Annotated in this window: 26 protein-coding genes and 2 pseudogenes; 23 read left to right on the plus strand and 5 right to left on the minus strand. The window is 53.2% G+C overall.

The features are described 5' to 3' along the window. Positions 1–4: 4 nt before the first annotated feature. The 9 genes and pseudogenes from ACZRJQ_RS00485 to ACZRJQ_RS00525 all read left to right on the plus strand — a co-directional run bounded on the left by ACZRJQ_RS00485 (position 5) and on the right by ACZRJQ_RS00525 (position 6,380). Positions 5–1,135: a protein-glutamate methylesterase/protein-glutamine glutaminase gene (locus ACZRJQ_RS00485; RefSeq protein WP_463976467.1), complete on the plus strand. Its 1,131-nt coding sequence runs from the start codon at positions 5–7 to the stop codon at positions 1,133–1,135. Further along, on the plus strand, positions 1,135–1,875 hold the full coding sequence (locus ACZRJQ_RS00490) for a flagellar motor protein (protein ID WP_463976468.1): 741 nt from the start codon (positions 1,135–1,137) through the stop codon (positions 1,873–1,875). Before ACZRJQ_RS00485 ends, ACZRJQ_RS00490 begins: the two co-directional genes overlap by 1 nt. Before the next feature lie 15 nt (positions 1,876–1,890). Continuing rightward, on the plus strand, positions 1,891–2,781 hold the full coding sequence (motD, locus tag ACZRJQ_RS00495) for a flagellar motor protein MotD (RefSeq protein WP_463976469.1): 891 nt from the start codon (positions 1,891–1,893) through the stop codon (positions 2,779–2,781). 50 nt (positions 2,782–2,831) lie between these two features. Continuing rightward, positions 2,832–3,620, plus strand: coding sequence for a ParA family protein (locus tag ACZRJQ_RS00500; RefSeq protein ID WP_463976470.1), 789 nt, complete (start codon positions 2,832–2,834; stop codon positions 3,618–3,620). Between the two features lie 84 nt (positions 3,621–3,704). Beyond that, positions 3,705–4,586, plus strand: a complete 882-nt coding sequence (locus ACZRJQ_RS00505) for a CheW domain-containing protein (RefSeq protein ID WP_463976471.1) — start codon at positions 3,705–3,707, stop codon at positions 4,584–4,586. Positions 4,587–4,669: 83 nt separating this feature from the next. Next, positions 4,670–5,152: a chemotaxis protein CheW gene (locus ACZRJQ_RS00510; RefSeq protein WP_463976472.1), complete on the plus strand. Its 483-nt coding sequence runs from the start codon at positions 4,670–4,672 to the stop codon at positions 5,150–5,152. Next, positions 5,153–5,545 (plus strand): DUF2802 domain-containing protein, encoded by a 393-nt coding sequence (locus ACZRJQ_RS00515; RefSeq protein WP_463976473.1) that lies wholly within the window; start codon positions 5,153–5,155, stop codon positions 5,543–5,545. 58 nt (positions 5,546–5,603) lie between these two features. Then, positions 5,604–6,206: pseudogene (locus ACZRJQ_RS00520) on the plus strand (IS5 family transposase); the annotation flags it as partial. Continuing rightward, positions 6,201–6,380 (plus strand): helix-turn-helix domain-containing protein, encoded by a 180-nt coding sequence (locus tag ACZRJQ_RS00525; protein WP_463976969.1) that lies wholly within the window; start codon positions 6,201–6,203, stop codon positions 6,378–6,380. The pseudogene ACZRJQ_RS00520 and the gene ACZRJQ_RS00525, both read left to right, overlap by 6 nt. Before the next feature lie 294 nt (positions 6,381–6,674). Here ACZRJQ_RS00525 and ACZRJQ_RS00530 read toward each other — a convergent pair whose 3' ends face one another. The 5 genes and pseudogenes from ACZRJQ_RS00530 to fliK form a co-directional block, all read right to left on the minus strand. Then, the gene (locus ACZRJQ_RS00530; protein ID WP_463976996.1) at positions 6,675–6,809 is read right to left on the minus strand and encodes a hypothetical protein; all 135 of its coding nucleotides are present in this window, start codon (positions 6,807–6,809) and stop codon (positions 6,675–6,677) included. A 60-nt stretch (positions 6,810–6,869) separates the two neighbouring features. Further along, positions 6,870–7,865: an RHS repeat-associated core domain-containing protein gene (locus ACZRJQ_RS00535; protein WP_463976474.1), complete on the minus strand. Its 996-nt coding sequence runs from the start codon at positions 7,863–7,865 to the stop codon at positions 6,870–6,872. Between the two features lie 111 nt (positions 7,866–7,976). Then, positions 7,977–9,057 (minus strand): annotated as a pseudogene (locus ACZRJQ_RS00540) (IS630 family transposase). Positions 9,058–9,257: 200 nt separating this feature from the next. Continuing rightward, the gene (locus ACZRJQ_RS00545) at positions 9,258–9,575 is read right to left on the minus strand and encodes an EscU/YscU/HrcU family type III secretion system export apparatus switch protein (RefSeq protein WP_463976475.1); all 318 of its coding nucleotides are present in this window, start codon (positions 9,573–9,575) and stop codon (positions 9,258–9,260) included. Continuing rightward, the gene (fliK, locus tag ACZRJQ_RS00550) at positions 9,572–11,143 is read right to left on the minus strand and encodes a flagellar hook-length control protein FliK (protein WP_463976476.1); all 1,572 of its coding nucleotides are present in this window, start codon (positions 11,141–11,143) and stop codon (positions 9,572–9,574) included. Before fliK ends, ACZRJQ_RS00545 begins: the two co-directional genes overlap by 4 nt. Before the next feature lie 245 nt (positions 11,144–11,388). Here fliK and ccmA point away from each other — a divergent pair, with 245 nt between their 5' ends. The 14 genes from ccmA to ACZRJQ_RS00620 all read left to right on the plus strand — a co-directional run bounded on the left by ccmA (position 11,389) and on the right by ACZRJQ_RS00620 (position 25,405). Beyond that, positions 11,389–11,973 (plus strand): cytochrome c biogenesis heme-transporting ATPase CcmA, encoded by a 585-nt coding sequence (ccmA, locus tag ACZRJQ_RS00555; RefSeq protein WP_463976970.1) that lies wholly within the window; start codon positions 11,389–11,391, stop codon positions 11,971–11,973. Then, positions 11,970–12,638, plus strand: coding sequence for a heme exporter protein CcmB (gene ccmB, locus ACZRJQ_RS00560; RefSeq protein ID WP_463976477.1), 669 nt, complete (start codon positions 11,970–11,972; stop codon positions 12,636–12,638). The genes ccmA and ccmB overlap by 4 nt, the downstream gene beginning before the upstream one ends. An 86-nt stretch (positions 12,639–12,724) precedes the next feature. Continuing rightward, positions 12,725–13,483, plus strand: coding sequence for a heme ABC transporter permease (locus ACZRJQ_RS00565; RefSeq protein ID WP_463976478.1), 759 nt, complete (start codon positions 12,725–12,727; stop codon positions 13,481–13,483). Continuing rightward, positions 13,480–13,656, plus strand: a complete 177-nt coding sequence (gene ccmD / locus ACZRJQ_RS00570) for a heme exporter protein CcmD (protein ID WP_463976479.1) — start codon at positions 13,480–13,482, stop codon at positions 13,654–13,656. The genes ACZRJQ_RS00565 and ccmD overlap by 4 nt, the downstream gene beginning before the upstream one ends. Then, complete coding sequence (ccmE, locus tag ACZRJQ_RS00575; protein ID WP_463976480.1) at positions 13,653–14,108, plus strand: cytochrome c maturation protein CcmE; 456 nt, start codon at positions 13,653–13,655, stop codon at positions 14,106–14,108. Before ccmD ends, ccmE begins: the two co-directional genes overlap by 4 nt. A 3-nt stretch (positions 14,109–14,111) precedes the next feature. Continuing rightward, a complete protein-coding gene (locus tag ACZRJQ_RS00580) occupies positions 14,112–16,100 on the plus strand; it encodes a heme lyase CcmF/NrfE family subunit (RefSeq protein WP_463976971.1) in 1,989 nt (662 codons plus the stop codon). Then, on the plus strand, positions 16,097–16,633 hold the full coding sequence (locus tag ACZRJQ_RS00585) for a DsbE family thiol:disulfide interchange protein (protein ID WP_463976481.1): 537 nt from the start codon (positions 16,097–16,099) through the stop codon (positions 16,631–16,633). The genes ACZRJQ_RS00580 and ACZRJQ_RS00585 overlap by 4 nt, the downstream gene beginning before the upstream one ends. Beyond that, positions 16,630–17,103: a cytochrome c-type biogenesis protein gene (locus ACZRJQ_RS00590; protein WP_463976482.1), complete on the plus strand. Its 474-nt coding sequence runs from the start codon at positions 16,630–16,632 to the stop codon at positions 17,101–17,103. The genes ACZRJQ_RS00585 and ACZRJQ_RS00590 overlap by 4 nt, the downstream gene beginning before the upstream one ends. Next, positions 17,096–18,298 carry a c-type cytochrome biogenesis protein CcmI gene (ccmI, locus tag ACZRJQ_RS00595; protein WP_463976483.1) on the plus strand — a complete coding sequence of 401 codons (1,203 nt, stop codon included), beginning with the start codon at positions 17,096–17,098 and terminating at the stop codon, positions 18,296–18,298. The genes ACZRJQ_RS00590 and ccmI overlap by 8 nt, the downstream gene beginning before the upstream one ends. 133 nt (positions 18,299–18,431) lie before the next feature. After that, positions 18,432–18,827 carry a hypothetical protein gene (locus tag ACZRJQ_RS00600; RefSeq protein WP_463976484.1) on the plus strand — a complete coding sequence of 132 codons (396 nt, stop codon included), beginning with the start codon at positions 18,432–18,434 and terminating at the stop codon, positions 18,825–18,827. Positions 18,828–19,304: 477 nt separating this feature from the next. Continuing rightward, entirely contained in the window at positions 19,305–20,096 is a 792-nt protein-coding gene (locus ACZRJQ_RS00605; protein WP_463976485.1) for a class I SAM-dependent methyltransferase, read from the plus strand. Positions 20,097–20,125: 29 nt separating this feature from the next. Continuing rightward, positions 20,126–20,638, plus strand: a complete 513-nt coding sequence (locus tag ACZRJQ_RS00610) for a hypothetical protein (protein WP_463976486.1) — start codon at positions 20,126–20,128, stop codon at positions 20,636–20,638. A gap of 104 nt (positions 20,639–20,742) precedes the next feature. Continuing rightward, positions 20,743–22,311, plus strand: a complete 1,569-nt coding sequence (locus tag ACZRJQ_RS00615; protein WP_463976487.1) for an amino acid adenylation domain-containing protein — start codon at positions 20,743–20,745, stop codon at positions 22,309–22,311. 82 nt (positions 22,312–22,393) lie between these two features. Continuing rightward, a complete protein-coding gene (locus ACZRJQ_RS00620) occupies positions 22,394–25,405 on the plus strand; it encodes a non-ribosomal peptide synthetase (RefSeq protein ID WP_463976488.1) in 3,012 nt (1,003 codons plus the stop codon). The last annotated feature ends 172 nt before the right edge of the window (positions 25,406–25,577 follow it).

The following is a 25,577-nucleotide window of genomic DNA, read 5'->3' on the forward strand; positions in this document are numbered from 1 at the left end:
GTTTATGGTAGTCAAGGTTTTGGTGGTGGACGATTCGGGCTTTTTCCGCCGCCGTCTCACGGAAATTCTATCGTCTGATCCGACGATTCAAGTGATCGGCACCGCTACCAACGGCAAGGAGGCCATTGATCAGGCGCTGGCGCTCAAGCCAGACGTGATCACTATGGACTACGAGATGCCAATGATGGATGGCATCACGGCAGTGCGGCACATCATGCAGCGCAGCCCGACCCCCGTGCTGATGTTCTCCTCGCTCACACACGAAGGTGCTCGCGTTACGCTGGATGCACTGGACGCTGGGGCTGTGGATTTTCTGCCGAAAAACTTCGAAGACATCTCGCGTAACCCCGAGAAGGTCAAGCAATTACTGTGCGAAAAAGTACACAGCATTTCGCGCAGCAATCGGCGTGTTTCCAGCTACAGCGCGCCACAGCCGCCAGCAGCGCCGCAGCCTGTGGCAGCGCCTGTTACGAACAGTTTTGCCACGCCAACGCCGCCTGCTCCTCGCACCACGCCAATTGCCAGCCGTAGCGCACCCGTTGCTGCAGCCACGTCGCCTGCGCCAAAGCGCAAGGCCTACAAGTTGGTGGCCATTGGTACTTCAACCGGCGGGCCTGTGGCCCTGCAACGTGTGCTGACTCAATTGCCGGGCAACTTCCCTGCGCCGATTGTGTTGGTGCAACACATGCCGGCTGCCTTCACCAAAGCCTTTGCCGAGCGCTTGGACAAGTTGTGCCGCATCAGCGTCAAAGAAGCTGAAGACGGCGACATTCTGCGTCCGGGGCTGGCGCTGCTGGCGCCGGGTGGCAAGCAGATGATGATCGATGGTCGCGGCGCGGTACGCATCCTGCCGGGCGACGAGCGTCTGAACTACAAGCCCTGCGTGGACATCACTTTTGGTTCGGCAGCTAAATCCTACGGCGACAAAGTTCTGGCGGTGGTGTTAACCGGCATGGGCGCGGATGGCCGTGAAGGTGCGCGTCTGCTCAAGCAGGGCGGCAGTAACGTCTGGGCGCAGGACGAAGCCAGCTGCGTCATCTACGGCATGCCGATGGCAATCGTTAAAGCCAATCTGGCGGATGCGGTGTACAGCCTTGATGAAATTGGCAAGCACTTGGTCGAGGCCTGTCACTGATGGATGTACTCAGCCTTATCGGGATCATCATGGCCTTTGTCGCCATTATTGGTGGCAACTACTTAGAAGGCGGCCATTTGGGCGCTTTGGCCAATGGCCCTGCGGCATTGATCGTGATTGGCGGCACCGTCGGGGCTGCGCTGTTGCAGTCACCGCTGAGCGCGTTCAAGCGTGCAATGCAAATTCTCAGCTGGATCTTTTTCCCTCCGCGTATTGATCTGGCGGGCGGCGTTGATCGTGTCGTCAACTGGAGCCTGACGGCACGCAAGGAAGGCTTGCTCGGCCTCGAAGGTGTGGCGGACGCAGAGCCGGACAGCTATTCGCGCAAAGGTTTGCAATTGCTAGTCGATGGCGCCGAGCCTGAGGCCATTCGCAGCATTCTTGAGGTTGATTTCATGACCCAGGAAAGCCGCGACATAGACGCCGCCAAAGTATTTGAAAGCATGGGCGGCTACGCGCCGACCATCGGCATCATTGGCGCGGTGATGGGCTTGATCCATGTGATGGGCAATCTGGCTGATCCAAGCCAGTTGGGCAGTGGTATTGCCGTGGCGTTTGTAGCGACCATTTATGGTGTGGCCAGTGCCAACCTGGTGCTGTTGCCCATTGCCAGCAAGCTCAAAGCAATTGCCATGCGCCAGTCACGCTATCGCGAAATGTTGCTCGAAGGCATTTTGTCGATCGCCGAAGGTGAGAACCCGCGCTCCATTGAGCTCAAGCTTCAGGGCTTCATGGATTAATGGAGAACTCTCGCTATGAGTCGCCGTCGTCGCCAAGCTGAAGAGCACGTCAATCATGAACGCTGGTTGGTGTCCTACGCGGACTTCATCACCCTGTTGTTCGCGTTTTTCGTGGTGATGTACTCAATTTCGTCGATTAACGAAGGCAAGTACAAAGTCATTTCCCAAGCCTTGGTGGGTGTGTTCAATGATGCCGATCGCAGCCTCAAGCCAATTCCGATTGGTGATGAGCGCCCCTTGACCACCAAACCCGCCGAACCGTTGGTCAAGGACAGCGATCAAACTGACGCTGGCATTGGGCAAATCAACAACGACCCGCTTAAAACCATCGCCGATGACATCACCAATGCGTTTGGTGACTTGATCGCCTCCAATCAACTCACCGTGCGCGGCAATGAGTTGTGGGTCGAGATCGAACTGAATTCCAGCTTGCTGTTTGGCAGTGGCGATGCCATGCCCAGCGATGTGGCGTTCAACATCATCGACAAAGTAGCGGCGATTTTAAAACCCTTCGACAACCCGATTCACGTCGAAGGCTTCACCGATGACTTACCGATTCGCACAGCGCAGTACCCCACCAACTGGGAGTTGTCCTCGGCACGTTCGGCCAGCATTGTGCGAATGCTCGCCATGCAGGGCGTGAGTCCTGGGCGTATGGCGTCCGTGGGTTACGGTGAGTTTCAGCCCGTGGCCAATAACGCGACTCCAGAGGGTCGAGCGCTCAATCGGCGCGTGGTGCTGGTGGTGTCGCGCAATCTGGATGTGCGTCGCAGCTTAACGGGCACGGGCACAGCCCATGCCACCCCGGACGCCGCCATGAAACGTGCTGGCACACAAACTGCACCGCCTGTGACAAAGCCACTGGTACGCGGAAGTAGCGTCAATTCCCCGTCGCCGGCCCTATAAGTGAACGTCAATTCTCGGCAGGCCAGTGCGCTGCCGGGAGGAACAACTGAATGAGAGTTTGGGCAGTAGCCAATCAAAAAGGTGGCGTAGGCAAAACCACCACCTCCATCGCTCTAGCCGGCTTGCTGGCTGAGGCGGGCAAGCGTGTGGTGGTGGTCGACCTCGATCCGCATGGTTCGATGACCAGCTACTTCGGTTACGACCCCGATGCTCTTGAGCACAGCAACTACGACTTGTTTCTGCACAAAGGCCAAGTGCCTGAAGGTTTGCCGGGTCAGCTGTTATTGCCCACCAGTAACGAACATATTTCGCTGCTGCCCTCCAGCACCGCGTTGGCCACGTTAGAGCGTCAGTCGCCGGGCCAAAGCGGCCTGGGGCTGGTGATTGCACGCAGCTTGGCGCAACTGTGGCAAGACTACGATTACGCCATTATCGACAGCCCGCCGCTGCTCGGCGTGCTGATGGTCAACGCATTGGCAGCCAGTCAACAGTTGGTGATTCCGGTGCAAACCGAGCATTTGGCCGTTAAAGGTTTGGAGCGCATGGTCAATACCTTGGCGATGATCAATCGCTCACGCAAACAAGAACTGCCGTTCAGCATCGTGCCGACCTTGTTCGACCGTCGCACCCAAGCGTCAATGAGCACCTTGCGCGTGTTACGCGATATGTACCCCGAGACCATTTGGCAGGGCTATATCCCGGTCGATACCCGCTTGCGTGATGCCAGCCGCGCAGGGCTGACACCTTCACAGTTCGACGCCAAAAGCCGAGGCGTCATGGCGTATCGTGCGTTGCTCAAGCATTTGCTGACGCGCCAACTTTCGCCGCAGGTGGTTTGAGGTGGGTGTGCATTCAAGTATCAAAGTCGTGCTGCCGATAACCTCTACAGGTCACTGTAGCGAGGCAGGTGGATGGGCCACTTTATGAAGCACACGGTAGCGATTCCCACCCGCCCGCAACTGGCGTTGCAGTCTTATCTCGACGGTTTGCTGCAAGAAGCCACCGAAGAGGTACTGGCTGCCGAGCTTATGCCCGAGCAAGTCGAGCCCGTATTGCCTGCACCTGAGCCACTGGCGGTACCACTGGACGATTTTGCTGCCGCAGTGCTCGAAGAGCAGATCCGCGATGCGCAGGTCTTGCCTGTCGCGGGGACTGCGCTGCCGACCGCGCTGATGCCGCTGCAAGCGCCCGTGTTGCTGCCTCCTGTTTTGCCTGTGGCGAGTCCGGTTGAAGAAGCTCTAGCGCAGCCTTTGGTTGAGGTGCATTTGCCTACCGCACCGGGCGGGCGTTTGCCTGCACTGGATGACGGTCGTCCTGCATGGGCGGCTGAGCCCTTTGAATGCTTGTTGTTCGATGTGGCGGGGTTAACCTTGGCCGTGCCGTTGGTCTGCTTGGGCTCTATTTACTCGTTGGCCGGGCGTGAGCTAACGCCATTGTTTGGCCAGCCAGATTGGTTTCTTGGGATCTTGCCCAGTCAGAGTGGCAACCTCAAAGTGCTGGATACCGCACGCTGGGTGATGCCGGATCGCTATCGCGATGATTTTCGTGATGGCCTGCAATACGTTATTTCCGTTCAGGGTTACGAATGGGGGCTGGCGGTGCATCAGGTCAGTCGTTCATTGCGTCTGGACCCGAACGAAATCAAATGGCGCACCCATCGTGGGCAGCGGCCGTGGTTGGCGGGTACAGTCATTGAGCACATGTGCGCGCTACTGGATGTGTCAGAGCTGGCAGAGTTGATTGCCAGTGGCGCGGTTAAGCACATGGCCAACCACGATGGCCACACAGCAGCACCGAAGCCGTAGATCAAACACAAAAATGACGGCGCCCTTAGCGCGGTCACACAGCACACATGCCGTTTTAGCGGTTTTAGTCAGGGGTTTGGGGAATGAACAAGTCAGCCGCACAACAGAGTAGCGAAGATCCGATCCTGCAATGGGTCACGTTCAAGCTGGACAACGAGTCCTATGGCATCAACGTGATGCAAGTACAGGAAGTGCTGCGTTACACCGAAATTGCTCCAGTACCGGGTGCCCCGTCTTACGTGCTGGGCATCATCAACCTGCGCGGTAACGTAGTAACCGTCATAGATACCCGTCAGCGTTTTGGTCTGATGAGCGCTGATATCACCGACAACTCACGTATCGTGATCATCGAAGCTGACAAGCAAGTGGTCGGTATTCTGGTCGACAGCGTGGCCGAAGTGGTTTACCTGCGCCAGTCCGAGATCGAAACAGCGCCTAACGTGGGCAACGAAGAATCGGCCAAATTTATTCAGGGCGTGTGCAACAAGAACAACGAATTGTTGATTCTGGTTGAGCTGGACAAAATGATGACCGAAGAAGAATGGTCGGATCTGGAGAACATCTGATTGATGCTTGAGGTAGCGGTAATCGTCCTGGGCCTGCTCTGGGTATTGAGCGTGTGGATGTTCGTCTCCTACGTGCGCAGCCAGCGCCTGATCGCCGCTCAGCAGGCCGCAGGCGATGCGCTGCGCGATCAGCGCATCAAAGAGCTGGGTCGGCGTCTGGACACCTACCAGAACGGCAGTGTGCAAATGGGTGAAGAGCTGCACGAACTTCGTGCCGTGGTGGCACCGCTGCCTGAAAAACTGACCCAGCTTGAACAGCGCGACCCAACCAGCTTGTCTTTCTCGCAGGCTGCGCGCTTGGTTGGCATGGGCGCCAGCATCGACGAACTGACTCAATCCTGCGGCCTGACCCAGGCCGAGGCAGAACTGATGAGCAAAATGCACAAGGGCTAGCGCAATAATATGCGCAGGCTGCGATTTTTCATCGTTTTAAAAAAATCGCAGCCCGTAGTCGACGGTTTATCAGCGTTTCTGTGACTGGCGTAATCGAGGAGCGTTTAATCAGATACTCAAACGACTCCACATCAAACTCAACGAGCATGGGTTAATTGATCTGGAGACCTGAATGATTGACTCCACAGCAGTACGAGCAACCCGAGCCTCTTCTGGTGCCGGGAAAAAGGGGGTCTAAAGAACCAGAAGATCATGCGCTCGGACGCAGTCGGGGCGGCCTGATCACCAGGATTCCAATGGTGCGCCACTTAAGTTTCTATTATCGGGTGGACAAGCCAGCGACATCGCTTACGGCCAGCGTTGCTCGATGAAGTCCATATACCCAGCTTGCGCGGTCGCCCACGTAAATGGTGCTGATGGTTGCTGGCGGATAAAGGCTATGACGCTGAAGCGTTACGCCGCTATTGCGACCGTTATCGAATGCAGCCGGTGATTCCTCTGCGCAGCATTAAGCAAAACCAAAGCCGGGGTGCCGAGGCTGTTTGATAGTTTTAGGTAATGAGAATGCAACATCATCGAACGTATGTTTGGCTGGTTAAAAGAATATCGCCGCATCGTTACGCGCACCGAAAAGCTTGCGAGAAGTTATGCGGCGATGGTCTTGAAAAACGCCGGGTGCGGTAAAACCTCTTATGAAATATCGATGATTCTTGACTGTACAGAGGCTGCGGTTAACTTTTATTTTGGTAATATACGCCGAAAGTTCGATGTGCACACACGCACAACTGCATTGCTCAAAGCATCTGTATTGGGAGTTATCACTCCAACTCAATAAGAGCGCGCTAAAAAATAAGCCCGTTTGTCATATGGTAGGTTTTGGTTGCTGCTGATCAACGGGCTTGGACTATACATATGCTGACCAATCAAGCTTGATGGCACATCCGCCAAGACAGCCGATTCAACATTGCCTCAGTTCAAAGTCAGGGAAGTCATCAACAAATAAAATGGATGGTATCTTCACTGCCGCAACTAAGAGCTCTTCCCTCTGCCGATCTTTTTTTGATGAAATTACCCTTTCTTGGGGGCGCCAAATTTAGTCTAGTCGATAGATTTGTGAAATCGGCGGGCGCTAATGAATACTGATTGCAATTAAATCTCGATCAAGGCAATTAAACCCTTCCGCCATCTCGATCAGGAAGCGCTCGCGACGGGTCTGCTTACGTTTGCCAGCATGCTCGGCATCGGCGAAGGACATCTGTTTCATCGAGGCTCAACCGTTCGGTTCGTGTGAGGTGAGTGTTTTTACAAAATCTGGAAATCTTTTTCAGACTTTCCTTATATAGTTTCCTTTTTCATTTCTTTGGGCACCGACGGCGAGGGAAGGGGCAGGAGTAGGTTTGCTTATCGGGTTATTGGGATGCTCATTTTTTTTGGCGGGTTCAACTATCACGCTGATAAGTTCTAAGGTTGGGTTTTTATCTATTACCTGGTCTACCAAAATTTTAACAGGACGACTCTTTATTAATCCGGTGATTACTTTGTGTGCAGCCCTCATGCCGCCCCCTACACTTAGCAGTGCGCCACCGGTATTCTGTAAGGTAACTCCTGCTGAGTAGCCTGCCGCTTGCAGTATCGTACCTGCCGTTATGCTGGTATTTCCCGCATGAGTGGCCAGTTCAGCATACCTTAAGAATCCCACTGGGCGTGCCCGAAGAAGAGTCCCGACGATATTATTTGTATAATTCGCTACGGTTTCAACGAGTCCGAAAAGCCGAGTGAATGCAATACCGAATTGCCCGGTAGGGTCCATGAGATTAATTGGATCGCCTAGGCAGTAAACATAAGTATTCAAGCCCCCTTTTGCGAATGGACTCTGCTGATCCGGGCTATTAAATCGCATCAGCACCGGAGTAAACGCCCGGTAGCCATTCCCCAACAAATAGCTCCCCGTCACTGGATCAGGCCGTTCGCCATTGAAACCAAGCAAACTGAGTAAGCCGTTTTCCGGTGGACCATAACCATAAGAGGTGTAGGCGAGAGAATGAGATTGAGTTGCGACGAGCACGTTCAACACCGAACGCTGTTGATCAGTGGCAAGCAGACGGGTTTCCATGGAGCCGCTCTGGCGTTGTTGCTGGGCCAGCAGTTGGTTTCCATGTTGCATGATTGAGCGCTGCACCGTCCCTTGGACCTCGGTGGCGAGGCGGTCTTTGAGGTAGAAACGTTGGGTGTTTGCCTGTGCCGCTGGCGTGCAATCAACCAAGCGATCAAGTGGGTCGTATCGATAGCGGCAGAGCAGGGTTTCGCGGTTGGGCTGCATGGGCTGAGTCCCCTGAATGAGCCATCGGTTCAGGGTTAACTGTAGCGCAATTGTCCAGGATTACCCACTAGCAGAACTGCTAGTGTGGCGTTTCACAAGTAAGGCTGAAAACTACTTGCCCAACGCTTTTGCTGCACGAGCAACGGAGCCAAGGATGCCCTCGGCCTTCTTATGCCACCGAAACGGCTTCAGATTCTGGTTGTAGGTTTCAAGGTAATACTCGATCGAGGACTCCAAGTCTTTCACGTTGACATGCGCCTGACGCTTGATCCATTTCTCGCTCAGCGTTGAGAAAAACCGCTCGACCAGATTCAGCCATGAGGCAGAGGTGGGGGGTGAAATGGATGCTGTAACGCGGACGGGCAGCCAGCCACGCTTTTACCTTGTCGGTCTTGTGAGTCGCGTAGTTGTCCATAATCAGGTGGATCGGCACGTCGGCCGGCACTGATGCGTCGACTTCCTTGAGGAAGGACAGAAACTCGATACTGCGGTGCTGGCGTCTCAGCCGCTCAATGACTTCCCCAGTGGCGACATCCAGCGCAGCGAGCAGCGAGGTTGTCCCGTGCCGCTTGTAATCATGCGTGCGAGTCGCAGGATTTCCAGGCGCCAAAGGTAATCCGGGTTGGGTTCGGTTTAGAGCTTGGATTTGGCTTTTTTCATCAATACAGAGCACCAACGCTCGATCAGGCGGGTTCAGGTATAGGCCTACAATATCGTGAACCTTATCGACAAACAGTGGATCGGTAGAAAGTTTGAAGGTTTTTTCCAAGTGAGGCTTGATCCCAAAAGCGTGCCAAATACGCATCACGCTGGCTGGGGGCAACCCTGTTTCCCGGCTCATTCGACGCGTGCTCCAATGGCTGGCGTCTTCGGGTTTGCTTTGCAGCACTTGTTCAACGACGTGCTGAACTTGCTCGTCGGTTATGGTGCGAGGGCGGCCGGAACGCTGTTCATCGTTTAAGCCAGGTAATCCCCATTTTGAGAAACGCAACCGCCAGCGAGATACCACGTCTTTGCTGACACCAAGGCGCAGAGCAATGGCGTTCCCAGACTCCCCCTCTGAACAGGCGAGGATGATTCTTGCCCGGGTACAGGCGTCCTGCAGGCCCTTGCGTAGGTTAACTCGGCGCAGTAGTTCGGCTTTGTCAGCTTCGGATAGAGCAATGGGAGTTGCAGGTCGACCCGTTTTCATCGGTGGTAGCTCTTGAGATGCTTCTCAGAATAAGCGGAGTCCGATTTTTTGCTCTACTTGTGAAACGCCACACTAATGAACAGCACTGCCGCACAGCGCTATTTAATCTACGCTGGCGTGCCGGTTTCAATTTTTCTAGGTGCCTGTTAGGTGATACGGCCGGAGTGTCAGCTACTGCCATCATCAAGACTTTCTGGGCGCTATCGTGGCGTCACATCCCGCTCTTCTGGCCCTGCCTCGGGGTCAAATCCTACCGGGTACTTGCCTTTAAGTTGCCAGGCAAAGGCGATGATCTCAGCCAGTGTGCGGTACAACTCCTGCGGGATGCTGTCGCCCAGTTCCATGCGTGCCAGTAGTTTTACCAATTCGGCATTTTCATAAATTGGCACTTCGTACTCGCGGGCGAGTTTGAGGATGGCTTCGGCCAACTCGTCGTCGCCTTTGGCGGTGAGGGTAGGGGCTTGTTTGCCGTCGTATTTAAGGGCGATGGCTTGGCGGGGTGCAGGTGTTGTGTTCATGCGGTTTCGTCGACCCAGCGTTGTTCAAGTGGGGTGTGGCCACCTTGGGGCGGCGTGCCTTGGTGGCAATCGAGATCAGTCACGCTAAGGCCTGCGTCTTTCAGGCGTTGGCGCAAGTTGCCCAGTTGGCTTTCGATCAGGTTGGCGGTGTACGCCTGCTCAGCCCACAGCTGGCCGCAGAGGTTGCCTCGCAGCAGTTGGGCTTGTACATGCAGCGGGCCGAGAGGAGAGAGGTCGAAAGCCAGTTCGACGCGCCACAGTTGGTCTTTGACTTCCGGATTTTCGCGCTTTTCTTCGGCTTCTTTCTCGGGCGGGTCTTCGCGCTGGAATTTGACTTGCAGTGGCACGATGTCGTGGGCGTTGCGCATGGGGATTTCTAACTGCCAAGTGGTCAGCAGGCCGCCGTCGGCGGTGCGACCGCTTTGCTCAAGGCTGGACAGTTGATGGCTCTGCAGGCGTGAAATGGCGGCGGCGGCCAGCTTTAGCAGGCCTTCAAGGCTGTCTTCGCCCTCTGCGTTTTTCAGGGTGCGTGTGGGCAGCGGAAACCCGCCGGGCAGTGGTTTGGCGCTGACTTGCCCAAGCATGCCCAGTGCGTTACGGACAAATGTGGGCATGGCCTGGGCTTGGGTGCTAGCGGCCAACCCAGGGTTGAAGCTGGTGCTGGTGGGAAGGCCAGGCAGCACTTGTGCGATCAAGCGCAGCAAGGTGGCTTTCATGTCCGGGGCTAATGCGTGCGGTTGGCCACTGAGCAGTTTGGCTTCCAGAAATGCACCGCTGTTGAGTAACGCCTCACTTAGAACTTTGGGGTTGCTCAGTTGTGAGGGTGTAGGTAAACCCGCCAATAATTTGTCGATGGATGCGCGCAGCTCAGTAGGCATGCTGTCGGAGGGCGGTAGTTTTTGGAGGGCGTTTAACAGGCCTTCCAGCGAGCCTTGGCGGCTCTGTTGTGTGACTAATTGTTGCGCAATGGCCAGTTGATCCTGACGACCACTGAGGGGTACGAAGTTGAGGGTTTGCGCGCCTTGCACCTGGGCACTCAACAAACTGGCTATGCGTAAAGGCTGGGGGCTGTCCAAGGTCAAGGTGCTGCCACTGAGCGCGGTATTGAGCAGCGTTACCAGCGAGCGATACACCGCTGGCTGACCGGCGGGTTGCGGTACTAATTGAGTGGTGAGGACTTTGCCTTGCAGCAGTGTGCCGACCGGTAGCTGTTGGGTGTCCAGGCGGGTCAAGACTGCGACGCTGCTGCTCAACGCCTGTTGCACGCTGATTGCCAAGCGACCGGCTGCGGGTTGGGTAACGGCCAATTGGGTGCCCAAGGGCAGCGGGAAATTACTGCTGGCTTGCACGTTGGTTTGACGACCACTGGCCAAGGTCAGCTTGAGCAGCAACTGAAATGTCAGGTCGCCTTGCTTGAGCGAGAGCACCTCAGCTTTGGCTGTTTGGCCGGGGCTGATCAGGCCTTCAAAAGGTTGCAGCAACTTCAGCACTTCGCCACCCACAACACCTGCTCGGGCGCTGTTTGTGACGGTCGGCTGAGTGGGGGGAATAATCATGTCGCCTTTCATCGTTACAACCTGTCGAAATTGCCCTCTTTAGAGTAGGACATCGCATGTATAATGCCGCCCCGTCGTTCAGGGGGTATAAAAACAGTGCAATTGTTTGACCCAGCTCTCTGGAATAGGCCGTAAATGCATTTATCCTGCATCACTTTAACGGCCGAGCCCGAGCCGACTTGAACTGTGAAGGCCTCAATTACGTGATCAGCCCTCTTCTAGAAACCGTAGCGCTCGCCTGTGAGCGTGACTGGCGCATGTTGTTCGAAAACCTCGAATTACGCCTGTGTCGCGGTGACATGCTGCAAATCAGTGGCCCCAACGGCAGTGGCAAAACCAGCCTGCTGCGTTTGTTGGCAGGGCTGATGCAGCCGACGGCGGGGGAGGTGCTGCTCAATGGCCAGGCGTTGAATAGCCAGCGCACTGAACTGGCAAGCAATCTGTTATGGATCGGCCATGCAGCGGGGATCAAGGACTTGCTCACCGCCGAAGAGAATCTCAGCTGGCTGTGTGCCCTGCATCGCCCGGCCAAGCGCGAGGCTATTTGGGCTGCACTTAAGGCGATAGGGCTGAGCGGTTTTGAAGACGTGCCCTGCCATACCTTGTCGGCGGGTCAGCAGCGACGCGTCGCCTTGGCCCGCTTGCATCTGGAAAACCCGCCACCGCTGTGGATTCTTGACGAGCCGTTTACCGCGCTCGACAAACAAGGTGTGGCACAACTTGAAGAGCATCTGGCCAACCACTGCGAGCGCGGCGGCATGGTGGTGTTGACCACTCACCATACGTTGACCCGCCTGCCAGCCGGTTATCGCGATATCGATTTGGGGCGCTGGGCTGTATGAGTGTGTTTGCTGTGTTGGTGGCGCGTGAAGCGCGATTGTTGTTCCGTCGCCCGGCTGAGCTGGCAAACCCGTTGGTATTCTTTGCAATTGTTATCGCGATGTTTCCGCTGGCTGTCGGCCCTGAGACTCAATTGTTGCAAACCTTGTCGCCGGGACTGCTGTGGGTAGCGGCTCTTTTATCGGTTCTGCTCTCACTGGACGGGCTTTTCCGCAGTGATTTCGAAGATGGATCACTTGAACAGTGGGTCCTTTCGTCGCACCCTCTGGCTCTGTTGGTTTTGGCCAAGGTGCTGGCACACTGGGCGTTTTCCGGGCTGGCATTGGTGATTCTGTCGCCGCTGCTGGCTTTAATGCTGGGGTTGCCGGTGGCCTGCCTGCCGGTATTGCTGATGTCGTTACTGCTTGGCACGCCCGTGCTGAGCTTGCTCGGTGCGGTGGGTGCCGCGCTGACAGTGGGGCTTAAGCGTGGCGGTCTGTTGTTGGCGCTGCTGATTTTGCCCCTCTACATCCCGGTGCTGATTCTGGGGAGTGGCGCGCTACAAGCGGCACTGCAAGGCATGCCCGTAACCGGTTATTTGCTGTGGCTTGCAAGCCTGACAGCCTTGGCAATAACCCTGACACCTTTTGCAATTGCTGCCGGGCTGAAAATCAGCGTCGGCGAATAATGAGGTCTGGCCCAAGAGGGCCAGTAAAGACCCTGGCTTTGGCACGACCCAGACAGGCCGTGCCAAAGCACCGTGATGGAAACAGCGTGATGAACTGGACTTGGTTTCACAAACTCGGCTCGCCCAAATGGTTCTATGCCATCAGTGGGCGCCTGTTGCCTTGGCTGAGCGTTGCCGCCGTATTGTTAATTGTGAGCGGTGTGGTGTGGGGCCTGGCCTTTGCGCCGCCGGACTATCAGCAAGGCAACAGCTTTCGCATCATCTACATCCATGTTCCTGCTGCCATGCTGGCGCAGTCGTGCTACGTGATGCTGGCGGTGTGCGGTGTAGTGGGGCTGGTCTGGAAGATGAAAATCGCCGACGTTGCGCTGCAATGTGCGGCGCCCATTGGTGCCTGGATGACCGCTGTGGCGCTGGTCACCGGCGCCATTTGGGGCAAGCCGACCTGGGGCTCCTGGTGGGTGTGGGATGCACGTCTGACTTCAATGCTGATTCTGTTGTTTTTGTACTTCGGTCTGATTGCACTGGGCAATGCCATCACCAATCGTGACAGCGCAGCCAAAGCCTGTGCGGTGCTGGCGATTGTGGGCGTTATTAACATCCCGATCATTAAATACTCGGTGGAGTGGTGGAACACCCTGCATCAGGGCGCAACGTTCACCCTCACCGAAAAGCCAGCCATGCCGGTCGAAATGTGGCTGCCGTTGTTGCTCACGGTAGTGGGCTTTTACTGCTTCTTTGGCGCGGTACTGTTGCTGCGCATGCGTTTGGAGGTGCTCAAGCGTGAGGCTCGCAGCAGTTGGGTCAAGGCTGAGGTGTTGAAGGCGCTGGAGGGGGCACGATGAGTTTTGCATCGTTAAGCGACTTTATCGCGATGGGTCATCACGGTGTGTATGTCTGGTCATCCTATGGCATTTGCCTGGCGGTGCTGGCGTTGAACGTGGCGTTGCCGATTGCGGCGCGTCGGCGTTATTTGCAACAAGAGGCGCGTCGTTTGCGCCGGGAGAATTCGAAGTGAATCCGCTGCGTAAAAAACGTTTGATCATCATTCTGGCGATTCTGGTGGGCGTCGGCGCGGCTGTGGCGCTCGCCTTGAGCGCCTTGCAGCAGAACATCAATCTGTTCTACACCCCGACTCAGATCGCCAATGGTGAAGCGCCGTTGGATACCCGTATTCGTGCAGGTGGCATGGTTGAAACCGGTTCACTGAAACGCTCCGGTGACTCGCTGGATGTAGAGTTCGTGGTCACGGACTTCAACAAGGGCGTGACCATTCAATACCGCGGAATCTTGCCAGACCTGTTCCGCGAAGGGCAGGGCATCGTGGCGCTGGGCAAACTCAATGCCCAAGGCGTGGTGGTGGCAGATGAAGTGCTGGCCAAGCACGATGAAAAATACATGCCGCCCGAAGTAACCAAGGCACTTAAAGAGAGTGGCCAATCGGCGCCTGCACCGGCCAAAGAGGGTTAAGTGATGACGTCTGGACTGTTTATTCCCGAATTGGGCCAATTGGCCATGATTCTGGCGCTGTGCATTGCCATCGTGCAGGCCATCGTGCCGCTGCTGGGTGCATGGCGCGGTGACAAGTTATGGATGAGCCTGGCCCAGCCAGCGGCCTGGGGCCAGTTTGCCTTTTTGTTGTTTGCGTTTGGTTGCTTGACCTACGCCTTTATGACCGATGATTTTTCGGTGGCCTATGTGGCCAGCAACTCCAACAGCGCGCTGCCTTGGTATTACAAGTTCAGCGCCGTCTGGGGGGCTCACGAAGGTTCATTGCTGTTGTGGGCAATGATTCTGGGGGGCTGGACATTCGCCGTGTCGATTTTCTCCCGACAGTTACCGCAAGTGATGCTCGCCCGCGTGCTGTCAATCATGGGCATCATCAGCGTCGGCTTCCTGTTGTTTTTGATTTTGACGTCCAACCCTTTCGCGCGCCTGTTGCCGCAAATTCCGGCCAACGGCAATGACCTCAACCCGTTACTGCAAGACATCGGCCTGATCGTTCACCCACCCATGCTGTACATGGGGTATGTGGGTTTTTCGGTGGCCTTTGCTTTCGCAATTGCAGCGTTACTGGGTGGCCGACTGGATGCCGCGTGGGCACGTTGGTCACGTCCGTGGACCATCGTGGCCTGGGCTTTTCTGGGGATCGGCATCACGCTGGGCTCGTGGTGGGCGTACTACGAACTGGGTTGGGGCGGCTGGTGGTTCTGGGACCCGGTTGAAAACGCGTCGTTCATGCCTTGGTTGGTCGGTACTGCCCTGATTCACTCGCTGGCAGTGACTGAAAAACGTGGTGTGTTTAAAAGCTGGACCGTGTTGCTGGCCATCGCTGCGTTTTCGTTGAGCTTGCTCGGCACCTTTCTGGTGCGTTCGGGTGTGCTGACTTCAGTGCACGCCTTCGCGTCAGACCCTGAGCGTGGCGTATTTATCCTGATTTTCCTGCTGTTTGTGGTCGGTGGCTCTCTGACCCTGTTTGCGTTGCGCGCACCTGTGGTTAAAAGCCATGTGGGCTTCAACCTGTGGTCACGCGAGACCTTGCTGCTGGGCAACAACCTGATTTTGGTGGTTGCGGCCTCAATGATCTTGCTCGGCACCTTGTATCCGCTGATTCTGGACGCCATCAGTGGCGCCAAAATGTCCGTGGGCCCGCCGTACTTCAACGCATTGTTTATTCCGTTGATGGCCTTGCTGATGGTGGTGATGGCTGTCGGTGTGCTGGTGCGCTGGAAAGACACCCCGGTCAAATGGCTGTTGGGTATGTTGACCCCGGTTTTGCTGGGCAGCGCGGCGTTGTCAGCCATTGCCGGTGTTGCCTATGGCGATTTCAACTGGGCAGTGCTAACCACTTTCATGCTGGCCGCTTGGGTGTTGCTTGCAGGTGTGCGTGATATTGGCGATAAAACCCGCCACAAGGGCCTGATCAAAGGCATGCGCAGCCTGACCCGTAGCTATTGGGGCATGCAAATTGCTCACTTGGGCATTGCGGTTTGCGCTATCGGCGTGGTGCTGTCGAGTCAGAACAGTGCTGAGCGGGATTTACGTCTGGCACCCGGTGAGTCTATGGAGTTGGGCGGTTATCACTTCGTCTTTGAAGGGGCCAAGCATTACCAGGGCCCTAACTTCACCTCGGACAAAGGCACCGTGCGCGTGATTCGCAACGGCAAAGAAGTCAGCGTTCTGCACCCTGAGAAGCGGTTGTACACCGTGCAAAGCTCGATGATGACCGAAGCGGGCATCGACGCAGGTTTCACGCGTGATTTGTACGTCGCATTGGGCGAACCTCTGGGTGATGGCGCCTGGGCAGTACGGGTACACGTCAAGCCGTTTGTACGCTGGATTTGGTTTGGTGGTTTGCTGACCGGTTTTGGTGGCCTGTTGGCGGCGCTGGATCGTCGTTACCGAGTCAAGGTTAAAAGCCGCGTGCGCGACGCGCTGGGCATGACAGGAGCCACCGCATGAGACGTTGGTTAATGCTGGTCCCGTTGGGCCTGTTTTTGATGATGGCGGTGTTCTTGTACAAAGGCTTGTACATGGATCCGACCGAACTGCCGTCGACCATGATTGGCAAGCCGTTCCCTGCGTTCAGCCTGCCGTCGGTTGAGGGCGACAAAACCCTGACCCAAGCTGACTTAGTTGGTAAACCGGCACTGGTCAACGTGTGGGCCACCTGGTGCATTTCGTGCCGGGTCGAACACCCGGTGTTGACCAAGCTGGCCGAGCAGGGTGTGGTGATCTATGGCGTGAATTACAAAGACGTCAATGAAGATGCCAAAAAGTGGCTTAAGGACTTCCACAACCCGTACCAGCTCGACATCAACGATGAAGCAGGCTCGTTGGGGCTGAACCTTGGCGTTTATGGCGCTCCGGAAACCTTTTTGATCGACAGCAAGGGCATCATTCGGCACAAGTTTGTGGGTGTGATCGACGAAACGGTGTGGCGCGAACAACTGGCCGGCAAGTATCAGGCGCTGGTCGATGAGGCCAAACCATGAAGCGCTGGTTAGTAGCTGTGGCGTTTGGTCTGACGCTGACGGGCGTCGCCCATGCGGCGATCGACACTTACGAATTTAGCAACGACGCAGAGCGTGACCGTTTTCGCGAGTTGACCAAAGAGCTGCGTTGCCCCAAGTGCCAGAATCAGGACATTGCCGACTCCAATGCACCGATTGCCACCGACCTGCGTCGCGAGATTTTCCGCATGCTGGGCGAGGGTAAGGACAACCAGCAAATCATCGACTTTATGGTCGACCGCTACGGTGACTTTGTGCGTTACAAACCTGCGCTGACGGCCAAAACGGCCATTCTCTGGTTTGGCCCATTGGGCCTGCTGGTCGGCGGCTTTGTGGTTATTGGCGTGATTGTAGGGCGTCGTCGTACACAGCGCGCCGAGAGCGCGGACACACTTTCTGCCGAGGAGCGTCAGCGTCTCGGCACTTTGCTGGATAAGACTCAAGATGATTGATTTCTGGCTCGCAGCGGGCTTACTGCTACTGATTGCCCTCAGTTTTATATTGATTCCCGTGTTGCGTGCTCGTCGTGCTCAGCGTGAAGAAGACCGCACAGCGTTAAACGTGGCGTTGTATCAAGAGCGTGTAGCCGAATTGCAGGCGCAGCACGAAGAGGGCGTTTTGACGGTCGAACAGTTGGAGGCTGGCCGAGCGGAGGCTGCGCGTGAACTCTTGGCTGACACCGAAGGCGCTGCACCGTCACCGGTTTCTACACTCGGTAAAACGCTGCCCATACTGGCGGCAATGATGGTTCCAGTGCTCGGCTTGGGGTTGTACTTGCACTATGGCGCCAGCGACAAGGTGCAACTGACGCAGGAGTTTTCTCAGCCGCCGCAGTCGCTTGAAGAAATGGTCACCCGCCTTGAGCGCGCAGCCGCAGCGCAGCCTGATTCTGCTGAGGGCTTGTACTTCTTGGGGCGCGCCTACATGGCTCAAAATCGCCCGGCAGAGGCTTCCAAAGTCTTCGAACGCACCGTTGCGTTGGCGGGCCGACAACCTGAACTGTTGGGGCAGTGGGCGCAAGCTCAGTATTTTGCCGATGACAAAAAATGGAGCGACAAGACTCAGGCGTTGACCGACGAAGCCCTGAAGGCTGACCCAAAAGAAGTCACCAGTTTGGGGTTGTTGGGGATCGCAGCGTTTGAAGCCAAGCGGTATCAGGAAGCTATTGGTTACTGGGAGCGCTTGATGAATGAGCTGCCTGAAGGCGATCAGTCCCGTGCAGCGCTCGAAGGCGGCATTGAAAAAGCTCGTGAGCAGTTGCTGGCTGGCGGCGGCAAGGTTGAAGCGGCGCCAGTGAGCAAGGCCCAAGCCTCGATCAAGGTCAGTGTTGATCTGGCAGACGCGCTCAAGACCAAAGTTTTGCCGGGCGACAGTGTGTTTATTTTCGCTCGTGCCGTGTCTGGCCCACCGGCGCCATTGGCGGTCAAGCGTGTGACTGTCGCGGACTTGCCCATTACGGTGGAGCTGGGTGACGTGGACGCAATGATGCCGCAATTGAAACTGTCGAACTTCCCTGAAGTCCAACTGGTTGCACGCGTTTCCCGTGCTGGCCAGCCGACTGCTGGCGAGTGGGCGGGGCGCAGCAAACCGCTGTCTAGCAGCACTCAAGAGCTGCAACAACTGACCATCGACAGCCCAGATAAATAAGCGGTCGACACCGACCTTTGTAGGAGCGAGCTTGCTCGCGATGGTATCCATGCGGTTATTTCGACAAACCGCGTCGTGCATATCGCGAGCAGGAACGCTCCTACAGAGGCTGTCAACTTCAAGAGAAGCCTTCATGAATCTACTTGCACGTACCACGTTACTCAGTCTGGTTTTAGGCCTGAGCGCCTGTGCGGTTCATCAGCCTTCCGAGCCGACGGTGCCTTCGACACCGATGCCACAACCTGCACCAAAACCGTCTGGCAAGCCGCTACCCGACATGCCTATCCCCAAGCCGCCCAAGCCATTGCCACGCACCTCGGCCACCTTTGCGCCCCCACCCGGTGGCCCAAGCCATTGGGACGCGCGCATGGGGGTTTATGTGCTAGATGACCAAACCAACATCTTCTACCGCCAGCGCGCCTACTATAGGTGGAGCAACGGCTGGAGCCGGTCAATCAGCCCTAATGGCCCGTGGGAAGACACAGACATCAGTGGCGTACCGCCGGGTTTGAGTCGGCAGTTCAAGTAGTGAAAAACGGCGACCTCAGGGTCGTCGTTTTTTTTGCATGAATCATTACAACTCGGCCTTCTTTACGGCGTGCCAGCTGTTCCCGGGTTGCGCAAACTCGCCCGCGCTATTGTTGGGTTTGAGTTCGTTATCCGTCCATCACGTCGTTCAGCTAAGCGCCAATCCTACCGTTTTGATTCTCAGGTACAACGGTCGGCGCGTTGAAGCGTTTAAACATATGTACATGTACCGTTTATCGGGACTGTTATTTATGACAGGTGTTGAAATCGAAAGTGCGTCTAATCTACAAGATCACTATGTTTCTAATCAAATCAGGAAGAGTTTATGAGTATATAAAGTGCCCGGAATAAGTTGTTTGATAATCACCTGAACTGCCGGGGTGAGTGCGCTGAGTACCTGAAAAACCTAATGGATGTATTCCTATTCATTGAAAACAGATCTGTTCGTGTTGGAGCAGTCTTGGGAGATGAGAGACGCATGAGCATTACATTTGATGCAACAGAGCCACGCTCGCAGGGTGGGGGAGAGCCGTTCAATAAGTTTGATAACACTACGTTTGATGCGCATGCAGAACTCTACGAAATAATGTTTGCAACACCCTATCGAAGTGAACTGGAAATGCCGACGTTAAGCCGGTTGCTCGGAGATATTACGGGATTAAATGTTCTCGATTATGGGTGTGGTACTGGGCATCTATGCCGGTGGCTCCGTAATCACGGGGCGGGTGAAGTAACGGGGTATGATGTTTCTGAAGGGATGCTTGATTACGCTCGAGAGCATGAAGTTAAAACGCCCCTTGGTATCTCGTACTCATCTCCTGAGAATACATTTGAAGACAATGCATTTGATATCGTATTGGCGGTCTATGTATTTCCTTATGCGCTTGATAAAAAAACGTTGATAAGTATGGCTCGGGACATGGCAAGAGCCCTAAAGCCCGGAGGTCGACTCATTACCTTACCCTTGAGCCCTGATGTCAGTGCTGATCCGCAATACTATAAAGAGCACTGGTTCACACTGTGTGTAGAAACACCGCGCGTCGATGGCGCACATGTAGATTTCAAAATTTGCCATCCTCGAAGGACGGCTGATATTAAGGCTTTTTATTGGTCGAAAGAAACCTTGGAGGAAGTTTTAAAGCAAGAGGGTTTTAATTCTATCGTTTGGGAAAAGTTTAATCGCCCCGCGGAGTCCTCGGTTAACCGTGATCTCCTTAATCATTATTTGCAAACGCCGCATGCCGGAATTATTGAGGCGATAAAGGGCTAAGTATTAATTTTTCCCAAGGAGGGTGAGGTATGTCTCGTGTCGAACGAAGTTTGTTTTTGTTAAAAAATGCGCGATTTTTCACACTGGCCAGCCGCTCACATGATGGAGAGGTGTGGGCGTCTACAGTAAATTTTGTTCCGGCATTTTCACCCCTGTGTTTAGTGTGGTGTTCGCTGGGTACAGCCAGACACTCAGAAAATATTGAAATGTGTCCGCAGGTGAGTGGCTCTGTATTTATGACAGATATAAAAGCCCCGTCAGTCCTTGGTTTGGATGGTGCCCAGTTTACGGGGAAGGGGCGGGAAATACCCAGAGAAGAGTTAGAAAAATATTATAATTATTTTGCGGTTAATAATTTTCCAGATGAGGCGCTCCGTCGTAAATCAATGCCGCCGTTAACTGACTTTACTGATGACCCCTGTCGCCGTTTTTATGAACTAAAGATAAAGGAGTGGTGGTTGTTGGATGTTGACTGCCTCTTAGAATCTAGGATAGATCAAAGAGTTGGAGTGGATATAAATAGCTTGGTTGGGGCTAGTTAAGTCTTAATATAACTATTCTTGTGGTTGAGTGGTAAGTTGGCGTCTGCATGAGGCTGAAGGTTGTTTTGTGGGTGCCTGTTTAAAAATACGGAGGATAAATTAAAATGGATCAGGTTTTTATATCTTCAGCATCAAATGTGCCCAGAGAAATAACAAATCCATCATTTCTCACGCTTTTCTTTGATCACGTCAGTCGTTCTCCCGAACAATGGGCTGTCATAACCGAAGATGGCAACATTAGCTATGCCGAGCTTGCCAAGCGAGCTCAATTACTCGCAGTAGAGCTGTGTGAGAAAGGGTTGCTGAGTGAAGAGCCCGTTGGTGTGCTTTTGGAATCAGGTATTGAGCATGTCGTGTGTCAGGTGGCTATTATTTTAGCCGGTGGGAGTTGTGTTCCGCTTAATGTTAACTCTCCTGATGGACGTTTAAATTTCATGCTGGAAGCAGCGCAGGCACGTTTCACCATCACAAATAATAGTTATTTGGATCGGGTGCTAGATACGCAGTTTATTGTGTTGAACGACGTTCAAATTCATACGGTTGAAAATGCTGACTTCCCCGGCATGAGGGCAGGGGATACGCATCGTGGATATATTATGTTTACGTCAGGCACAACAGGGACGCCGAAGGCTGTCCAGGTTGAGCTCCGAGGTATCAGGCGTCTGGTTATTAATGCCTGCTACCTCCCCATTTCTACGGACTACCGTTTAGGGAGTATTTCAGGGCCAGATTTTGACGCTATCCTGTTTGAAGTATGGGGTGCGTTATTGAACGGGGCGACAGTTGTTATTATCAAAAAAGAAACATTACTGAGTCCGGAAAAATTAAAACTGGCGTTTGTCAGGTATAGCGTGGGTTCCATATTGGTGACCCCCTCTTTGTTTAGTTTCATTATTGGTGTGTGCCCCGGTGCTTTTCGTACACTCAGTCACCTTATGATTGGCGGTGAGGCTTTTAACCTTCAGGCGCTTAGGTCTCTTCCACTCACAGAGTGGCCCTTAAATATTTATAATATTTATGGGCCAACAGAAAATACGGTGTACTCGCTTTACTACCCTATAGAAGAAAAAGACTTAGAGGCTGACAATATTCCTTTGGGTAAGCCGATAGATAAGACGGATGTTTTTGTACTTGATGAATGTTTGCAGCCAGTCGCTATTGACGCTTTAGGCGAGCTCTATGTAGGGGGCGAAGGCGTGGCGCGAGGATATCTGAATAGGCAGGATTTAACGGCTGAAAAATTTATCACGACGCAATTTTCTGGTGAGAGCAAGATGAGAAGATTGTATAAGACCGGCGATCTAGGTCGTAAGCGTGCAGATGGAAACTTTATGTATGCGGGGCGTGTTGATAATCAAATAAAATTGCAAGGCTATCGGATTGAACCAGAAGAAATTGAGGTGCAGTTACTGAATACGGAGTTGTTGCAGGAGGCTATTGTATGCTCTGTTAAGCAGGTCGGAGATGAAGGTTACTTAATCGCATTTGTGGTGCCAGTGATAGGTGTGGAGTTCTGTGCAAGAACATTGCTTGGCTTGCTCAGTCATGTTGTGCCTGCTTATATGTTGCCTCGGATAGAGGTTGTTTCTGAAATTCTATTGAATAAAAACGGGAAAGCTGACCGTGCCGCACTGATGGAGCGGTACAGGCATAAACGTTTATTGAAAGTTTGAACATTTCCGGAAGTATTAATATCTGATTTTATATGGCGTCCAAGGAGTGTGGAACATGATGGGATCAAGGACAGGGTCTTATATGAATGAGCTTTCTCAAAACAGGTTGGCTGTATCATCGCTGACAGCGCATGTTCTGAGTCAGGCTGAGCAACATCCAAATCGAGCGGCAATTATATATCCTGAGGGAGTAATGTCTTACTCCCAGCTCATTTTGAACGCTCAAACATTGGCCTCTCATTTGTATAAATTAGGTGTCCAGCCTGAAGAGCCTGTGGGCATTTTGTTTGGATCTGGAGTTGAGCACATTGTTTGCCAATTGGCAGTATTGTTAGCAGGCGGGACATGCTTGCCCTTGAGTCCCGAGCTTCCCGATGCGCGTATTAATATGATGCTTGATGAGACTCAGGCTCGGTTAACTGTAACGACTGCTTCATCAACTGAGCGATCGTTGAATACTCAATTTATTGTGTATGATTCAACTTTAATCGCGGCAAATACCCGCCTCAAATGGCTGGATAATAATATAGGTTTGTCTCACCGAAGCCATATATTATTCACGTCAGGCACAACAGGGCGACCCAAAGGGGTTGAAATCGAAGCGCGTGGCATCATTCGAATGTTTGTGGACGCAACGTATCTCCAGGTTGATTACACTGACCGTATTGCGTGTCATGCTAACCCGGCCTTTGATGGTTCTTTTTTGGAGGTTTGGGCAGGGCTGTTAAATGGGGCGACGTTAGTAATTATTCCCAAAGAAACGCTGTTAAACCCGACCCAGTTTGAACAAGTATTGCAAGAGCAGGCGATCACTTATCTATTCATGACCACGTCCCTGTTTAATTTTATAGCGCCACAATGCCCACGTGCTTTTCGATCACTCAACACTTTGTTAATTGGTGGAGAAGCTTTTAATGTGCATGCCTTAAAGTCACTTGAACCTGATGCCTGGCCAAAAAACATCCTGAATTGTTATGGTCCTACAGAAGGCACAACCGTAACTTTGTATCATTCTATTATTGCATCTGACCTAAGCGCAGACGCTTTACCGATTGGTAAACCAATCGATAAAACTCAAATTTTTATACTTGATGAGCAGTTAATGCCGGTTCCGGTAGGGGATACAGGACAGATTTACATTGGGGGTGAGGGTTTGGCCAGGGGGTATATAAACCAGCCAGCGTTGACCGATGAGAAGTTTAAATTAGTTGATGTGTATAGCCACGGCCCTGCCATATACTTATACAGCACTGGAGATTTGGGCAGGCAGCGCTCGGATGGTGCAGTTATGTACCTTGGTCGTATCGATAATCAAATTAAAATTCAGGGGTATCGCATTGAAGTAGAAGAGGTTGAGCAACATCTTCTCGGGAGTGGTTTGTTGCAAGCGGCTGTCGTGTGCCTTATTAAAAAAGCGTTGGGCGAAAGCTACTTATTAGCATTCGTTGTGCCCAAGAACCCTGATAGCTTCAATAGCATTAGCCTGCATGGATGGATGAACCAACATTTGCCACTTTACATGGTTCCGCGTATACAAGTTATTGACCAAGTCCCTCTTAATGAAAATGGCAAGGCAGACCGATCTACACTGCTCGCCACAGCAGAAAAATTGCAGACTTCATCAGAGCTAAAGATTGGCGCAGGGGATGATGCCTCTGACATTCTGGCGATTTGGCAAGAGGTGCTTGATGTACCGAAACCAACTATGGATGATGAATTTTTTCTCTTGGGCGGGACTTCATTACAAGCGGCGAGGCTCATACTTGAAATTAAGCGCCGCTTTGGTCAGCGCTTGCTTATTCAAGACGTATACGATGCACAGACACCTTGCGGTTTACTCAATTTACTTAAGCATCCTAAACAAGAAGTTAAACACGATATTTGTAATACATTACTCGTCGACAGTCACCTTCCTGATGATATACAGCCGCTTGTAGATTCTCCTGATCCCTGGCTGGCACCTTCTGCTGGCCGAGCATTGCTATTCGGTGCAACAGGTTTTATGGGGGGCTATTGCCTGCGTGACTTGTTAAAGCATCCGAATGTTCGTCAAGTAGTATGTGTTGTTCGTGCTAAAACGGATGAGCTTGCTCACCAGAGAGTTATTGAAAATCTTGAGCAATATGGTCTATGGCACTCTGAATTTGCTCAACGTCTGCTCGTACTGGCAGGGGATATTTCGCGACCACAGTTTGGGTTGGATGCCAGCAACTATCAATACCTAGCGAATAAGTGTGATGTTATTTTTCATGCGGCTGCCCATATTAGTTTTATCGAGCCGTATGAGAATCATCGCAATGTTAATATCGTCGGTTTGATAAATATATTGCGACTGGCCGTTGATGCTAAAGCCAAGCCACTTCATTACGTTTCAACAATAGCGACTATGGGGCCAGCCGGGCTGTTATTTCCAGTTGAGCGCTTTTATGAAGATGACGATTTATTGCCCTATTTGGATGGATTGAAATACACATTAGGCTATATACAGAGTAAATGGGTCGCTGAGCGGTTGTTGAGTCAGGCAAGAGAGCGGGGCATTCCTCTTTCGGTTTACCGTCCGGGGTTCATGATGACGGACAGCCTGAGCGGTGCAGGAAACGCTGAAGACTTTATGTGGCGTATTATTAAAGGGTGTATTGCCACAGGGGCGTTTCCTCTTTTACATGGGGATCGTAAAGAGCTTATTCCTGTTGATTATGCCAGTGCTGCAATGATTAATTTGGCCAGTGATAATAAAAGGTTAAATAATACATATCACCTTATTCCTCCCAGTGATGAAGAGTCGATTAGCTTTATTGAGTTTTTCGAGCTCTTTGATCAGTGTGGGTATTCTTTACAACCTTTGCCCTATAAACAGTGGTTGCAGAGGCTCTACGAAGACCCAGCCTTGGATGATAATCCACTTATGCCACTACTTCCGATGCTGTCTGAAGTGGTTTATGAGGGGCTCACTTTGTGGGAGGTTTTTCAGAATATCCCTCGATATGATGCCCAAAAAACGCAAATGATTTTGACTGAAGCGGGTGGGCCTCAGTACACACCGACAACGGCTGCTTTATTGAGTAGGTACCTGAGTTTTATGGAAGGTAAATAACGATTCAATTTAATCAAAGCTTACATACGCTGCAGATTGCCAGGCAGGATTTTCAGCTGATAACAGAGAGCTCTTAATACTACGATTCGAATCTAATCGCGTGGATATTTACAGCCGGGCTATCGACCTGATCAGTGCGTAAAACTGGGGCGATGGTTCGGCTGTAATATTT

The organism is Pseudomonas sp. E315 (assembly GCF_055406205.1).

Excerpts from the sequence above, each read along its gene's own strand:
- ACZRJQ_RS00600 (WP_463976484.1), top strand. The coding sequence starts at position 18,432 with ATGAATCTACTTGCACGTACCACGTTACTCAGTCTGGTTTTAGGCCTG.
- ACZRJQ_RS00530 (WP_463976996.1), bottom strand. The coding sequence starts at position 6,809 with ATGAAACAGATGTCCTTCGCCGATGCCGAGCATGCTGGCAAACGTAAG.
- ACZRJQ_RS00580 (WP_463976971.1), top strand. The coding sequence starts at position 14,112 with ATGACGTCTGGACTGTTTATTCCCGAATTGGGCCAATTGGCCATGATT.
- ACZRJQ_RS00610 (WP_463976486.1), top strand. The coding sequence starts at position 20,126 with ATGTCTCGTGTCGAACGAAGTTTGTTTTTGTTAAAAAATGCGCGATTT.
- ACZRJQ_RS00615 (WP_463976487.1), top strand. The coding sequence starts at position 20,743 with ATGGATCAGGTTTTTATATCTTCAGCATCAAATGTGCCCAGAGAAATA.
- ACZRJQ_RS00545 (WP_463976475.1), bottom strand. The coding sequence starts at position 9,575 with ATGAACACAACACCTGCACCCCGCCAAGCCATCGCCCTTAAATACGAC.
- ACZRJQ_RS00500 (WP_463976470.1), top strand. The coding sequence starts at position 2,832 with ATGAGAGTTTGGGCAGTAGCCAATCAAAAAGGTGGCGTAGGCAAAACC.
- ccmI (WP_463976483.1), top strand. The coding sequence starts at position 17,096 with ATGATTGATTTCTGGCTCGCAGCGGGCTTACTGCTACTGATTGCCCTC.
- ACZRJQ_RS00535 (WP_463976474.1), bottom strand. The coding sequence starts at position 7,865 with ATGCAGCCCAACCGCGAAACCCTGCTCTGCCGCTATCGATACGACCCA.
- ACZRJQ_RS00590 (WP_463976482.1), top strand. The coding sequence starts at position 16,630 with ATGAAGCGCTGGTTAGTAGCTGTGGCGTTTGGTCTGACGCTGACGGGC.
- ACZRJQ_RS00585 (WP_463976481.1), top strand. The coding sequence starts at position 16,097 with ATGAGACGTTGGTTAATGCTGGTCCCGTTGGGCCTGTTTTTGATGATG.
- ACZRJQ_RS00525 (WP_463976969.1), top strand. The coding sequence starts at position 6,201 with ATGGTCTTGAAAAACGCCGGGTGCGGTAAAACCTCTTATGAAATATCG.
- ACZRJQ_RS00485 (WP_463976467.1), top strand. The coding sequence starts at position 5 with ATGGTAGTCAAGGTTTTGGTGGTGGACGATTCGGGCTTTTTCCGCCGC.
- ccmA (WP_463976970.1), top strand. The coding sequence starts at position 11,389 with ATGTTGTTCGAAAACCTCGAATTACGCCTGTGTCGCGGTGACATGCTG.
- ccmB (WP_463976477.1), top strand. The coding sequence starts at position 11,970 with ATGAGTGTGTTTGCTGTGTTGGTGGCGCGTGAAGCGCGATTGTTGTTC.
- ACZRJQ_RS00505 (WP_463976471.1), top strand. The coding sequence starts at position 3,705 with ATGAAGCACACGGTAGCGATTCCCACCCGCCCGCAACTGGCGTTGCAG.
- motD (WP_463976469.1), top strand. The coding sequence starts at position 1,891 with ATGAGTCGCCGTCGTCGCCAAGCTGAAGAGCACGTCAATCATGAACGC.
- ACZRJQ_RS00605 (WP_463976485.1), top strand. The coding sequence starts at position 19,305 with ATGAGCATTACATTTGATGCAACAGAGCCACGCTCGCAGGGTGGGGGA.
- ACZRJQ_RS00620 (WP_463976488.1), top strand. The coding sequence starts at position 22,394 with ATGAATGAGCTTTCTCAAAACAGGTTGGCTGTATCATCGCTGACAGCG.
- ACZRJQ_RS00510 (WP_463976472.1), top strand. The coding sequence starts at position 4,670 with ATGAACAAGTCAGCCGCACAACAGAGTAGCGAAGATCCGATCCTGCAA.
- ACZRJQ_RS00490 (WP_463976468.1), top strand. The coding sequence starts at position 1,135 with ATGGATGTACTCAGCCTTATCGGGATCATCATGGCCTTTGTCGCCATT.
- fliK (WP_463976476.1), bottom strand. The coding sequence starts at position 11,143 with ATGAAAGGCGACATGATTATTCCCCCCACTCAGCCGACCGTCACAAAC.
- ccmD (WP_463976479.1), top strand. The coding sequence starts at position 13,480 with ATGAGTTTTGCATCGTTAAGCGACTTTATCGCGATGGGTCATCACGGT.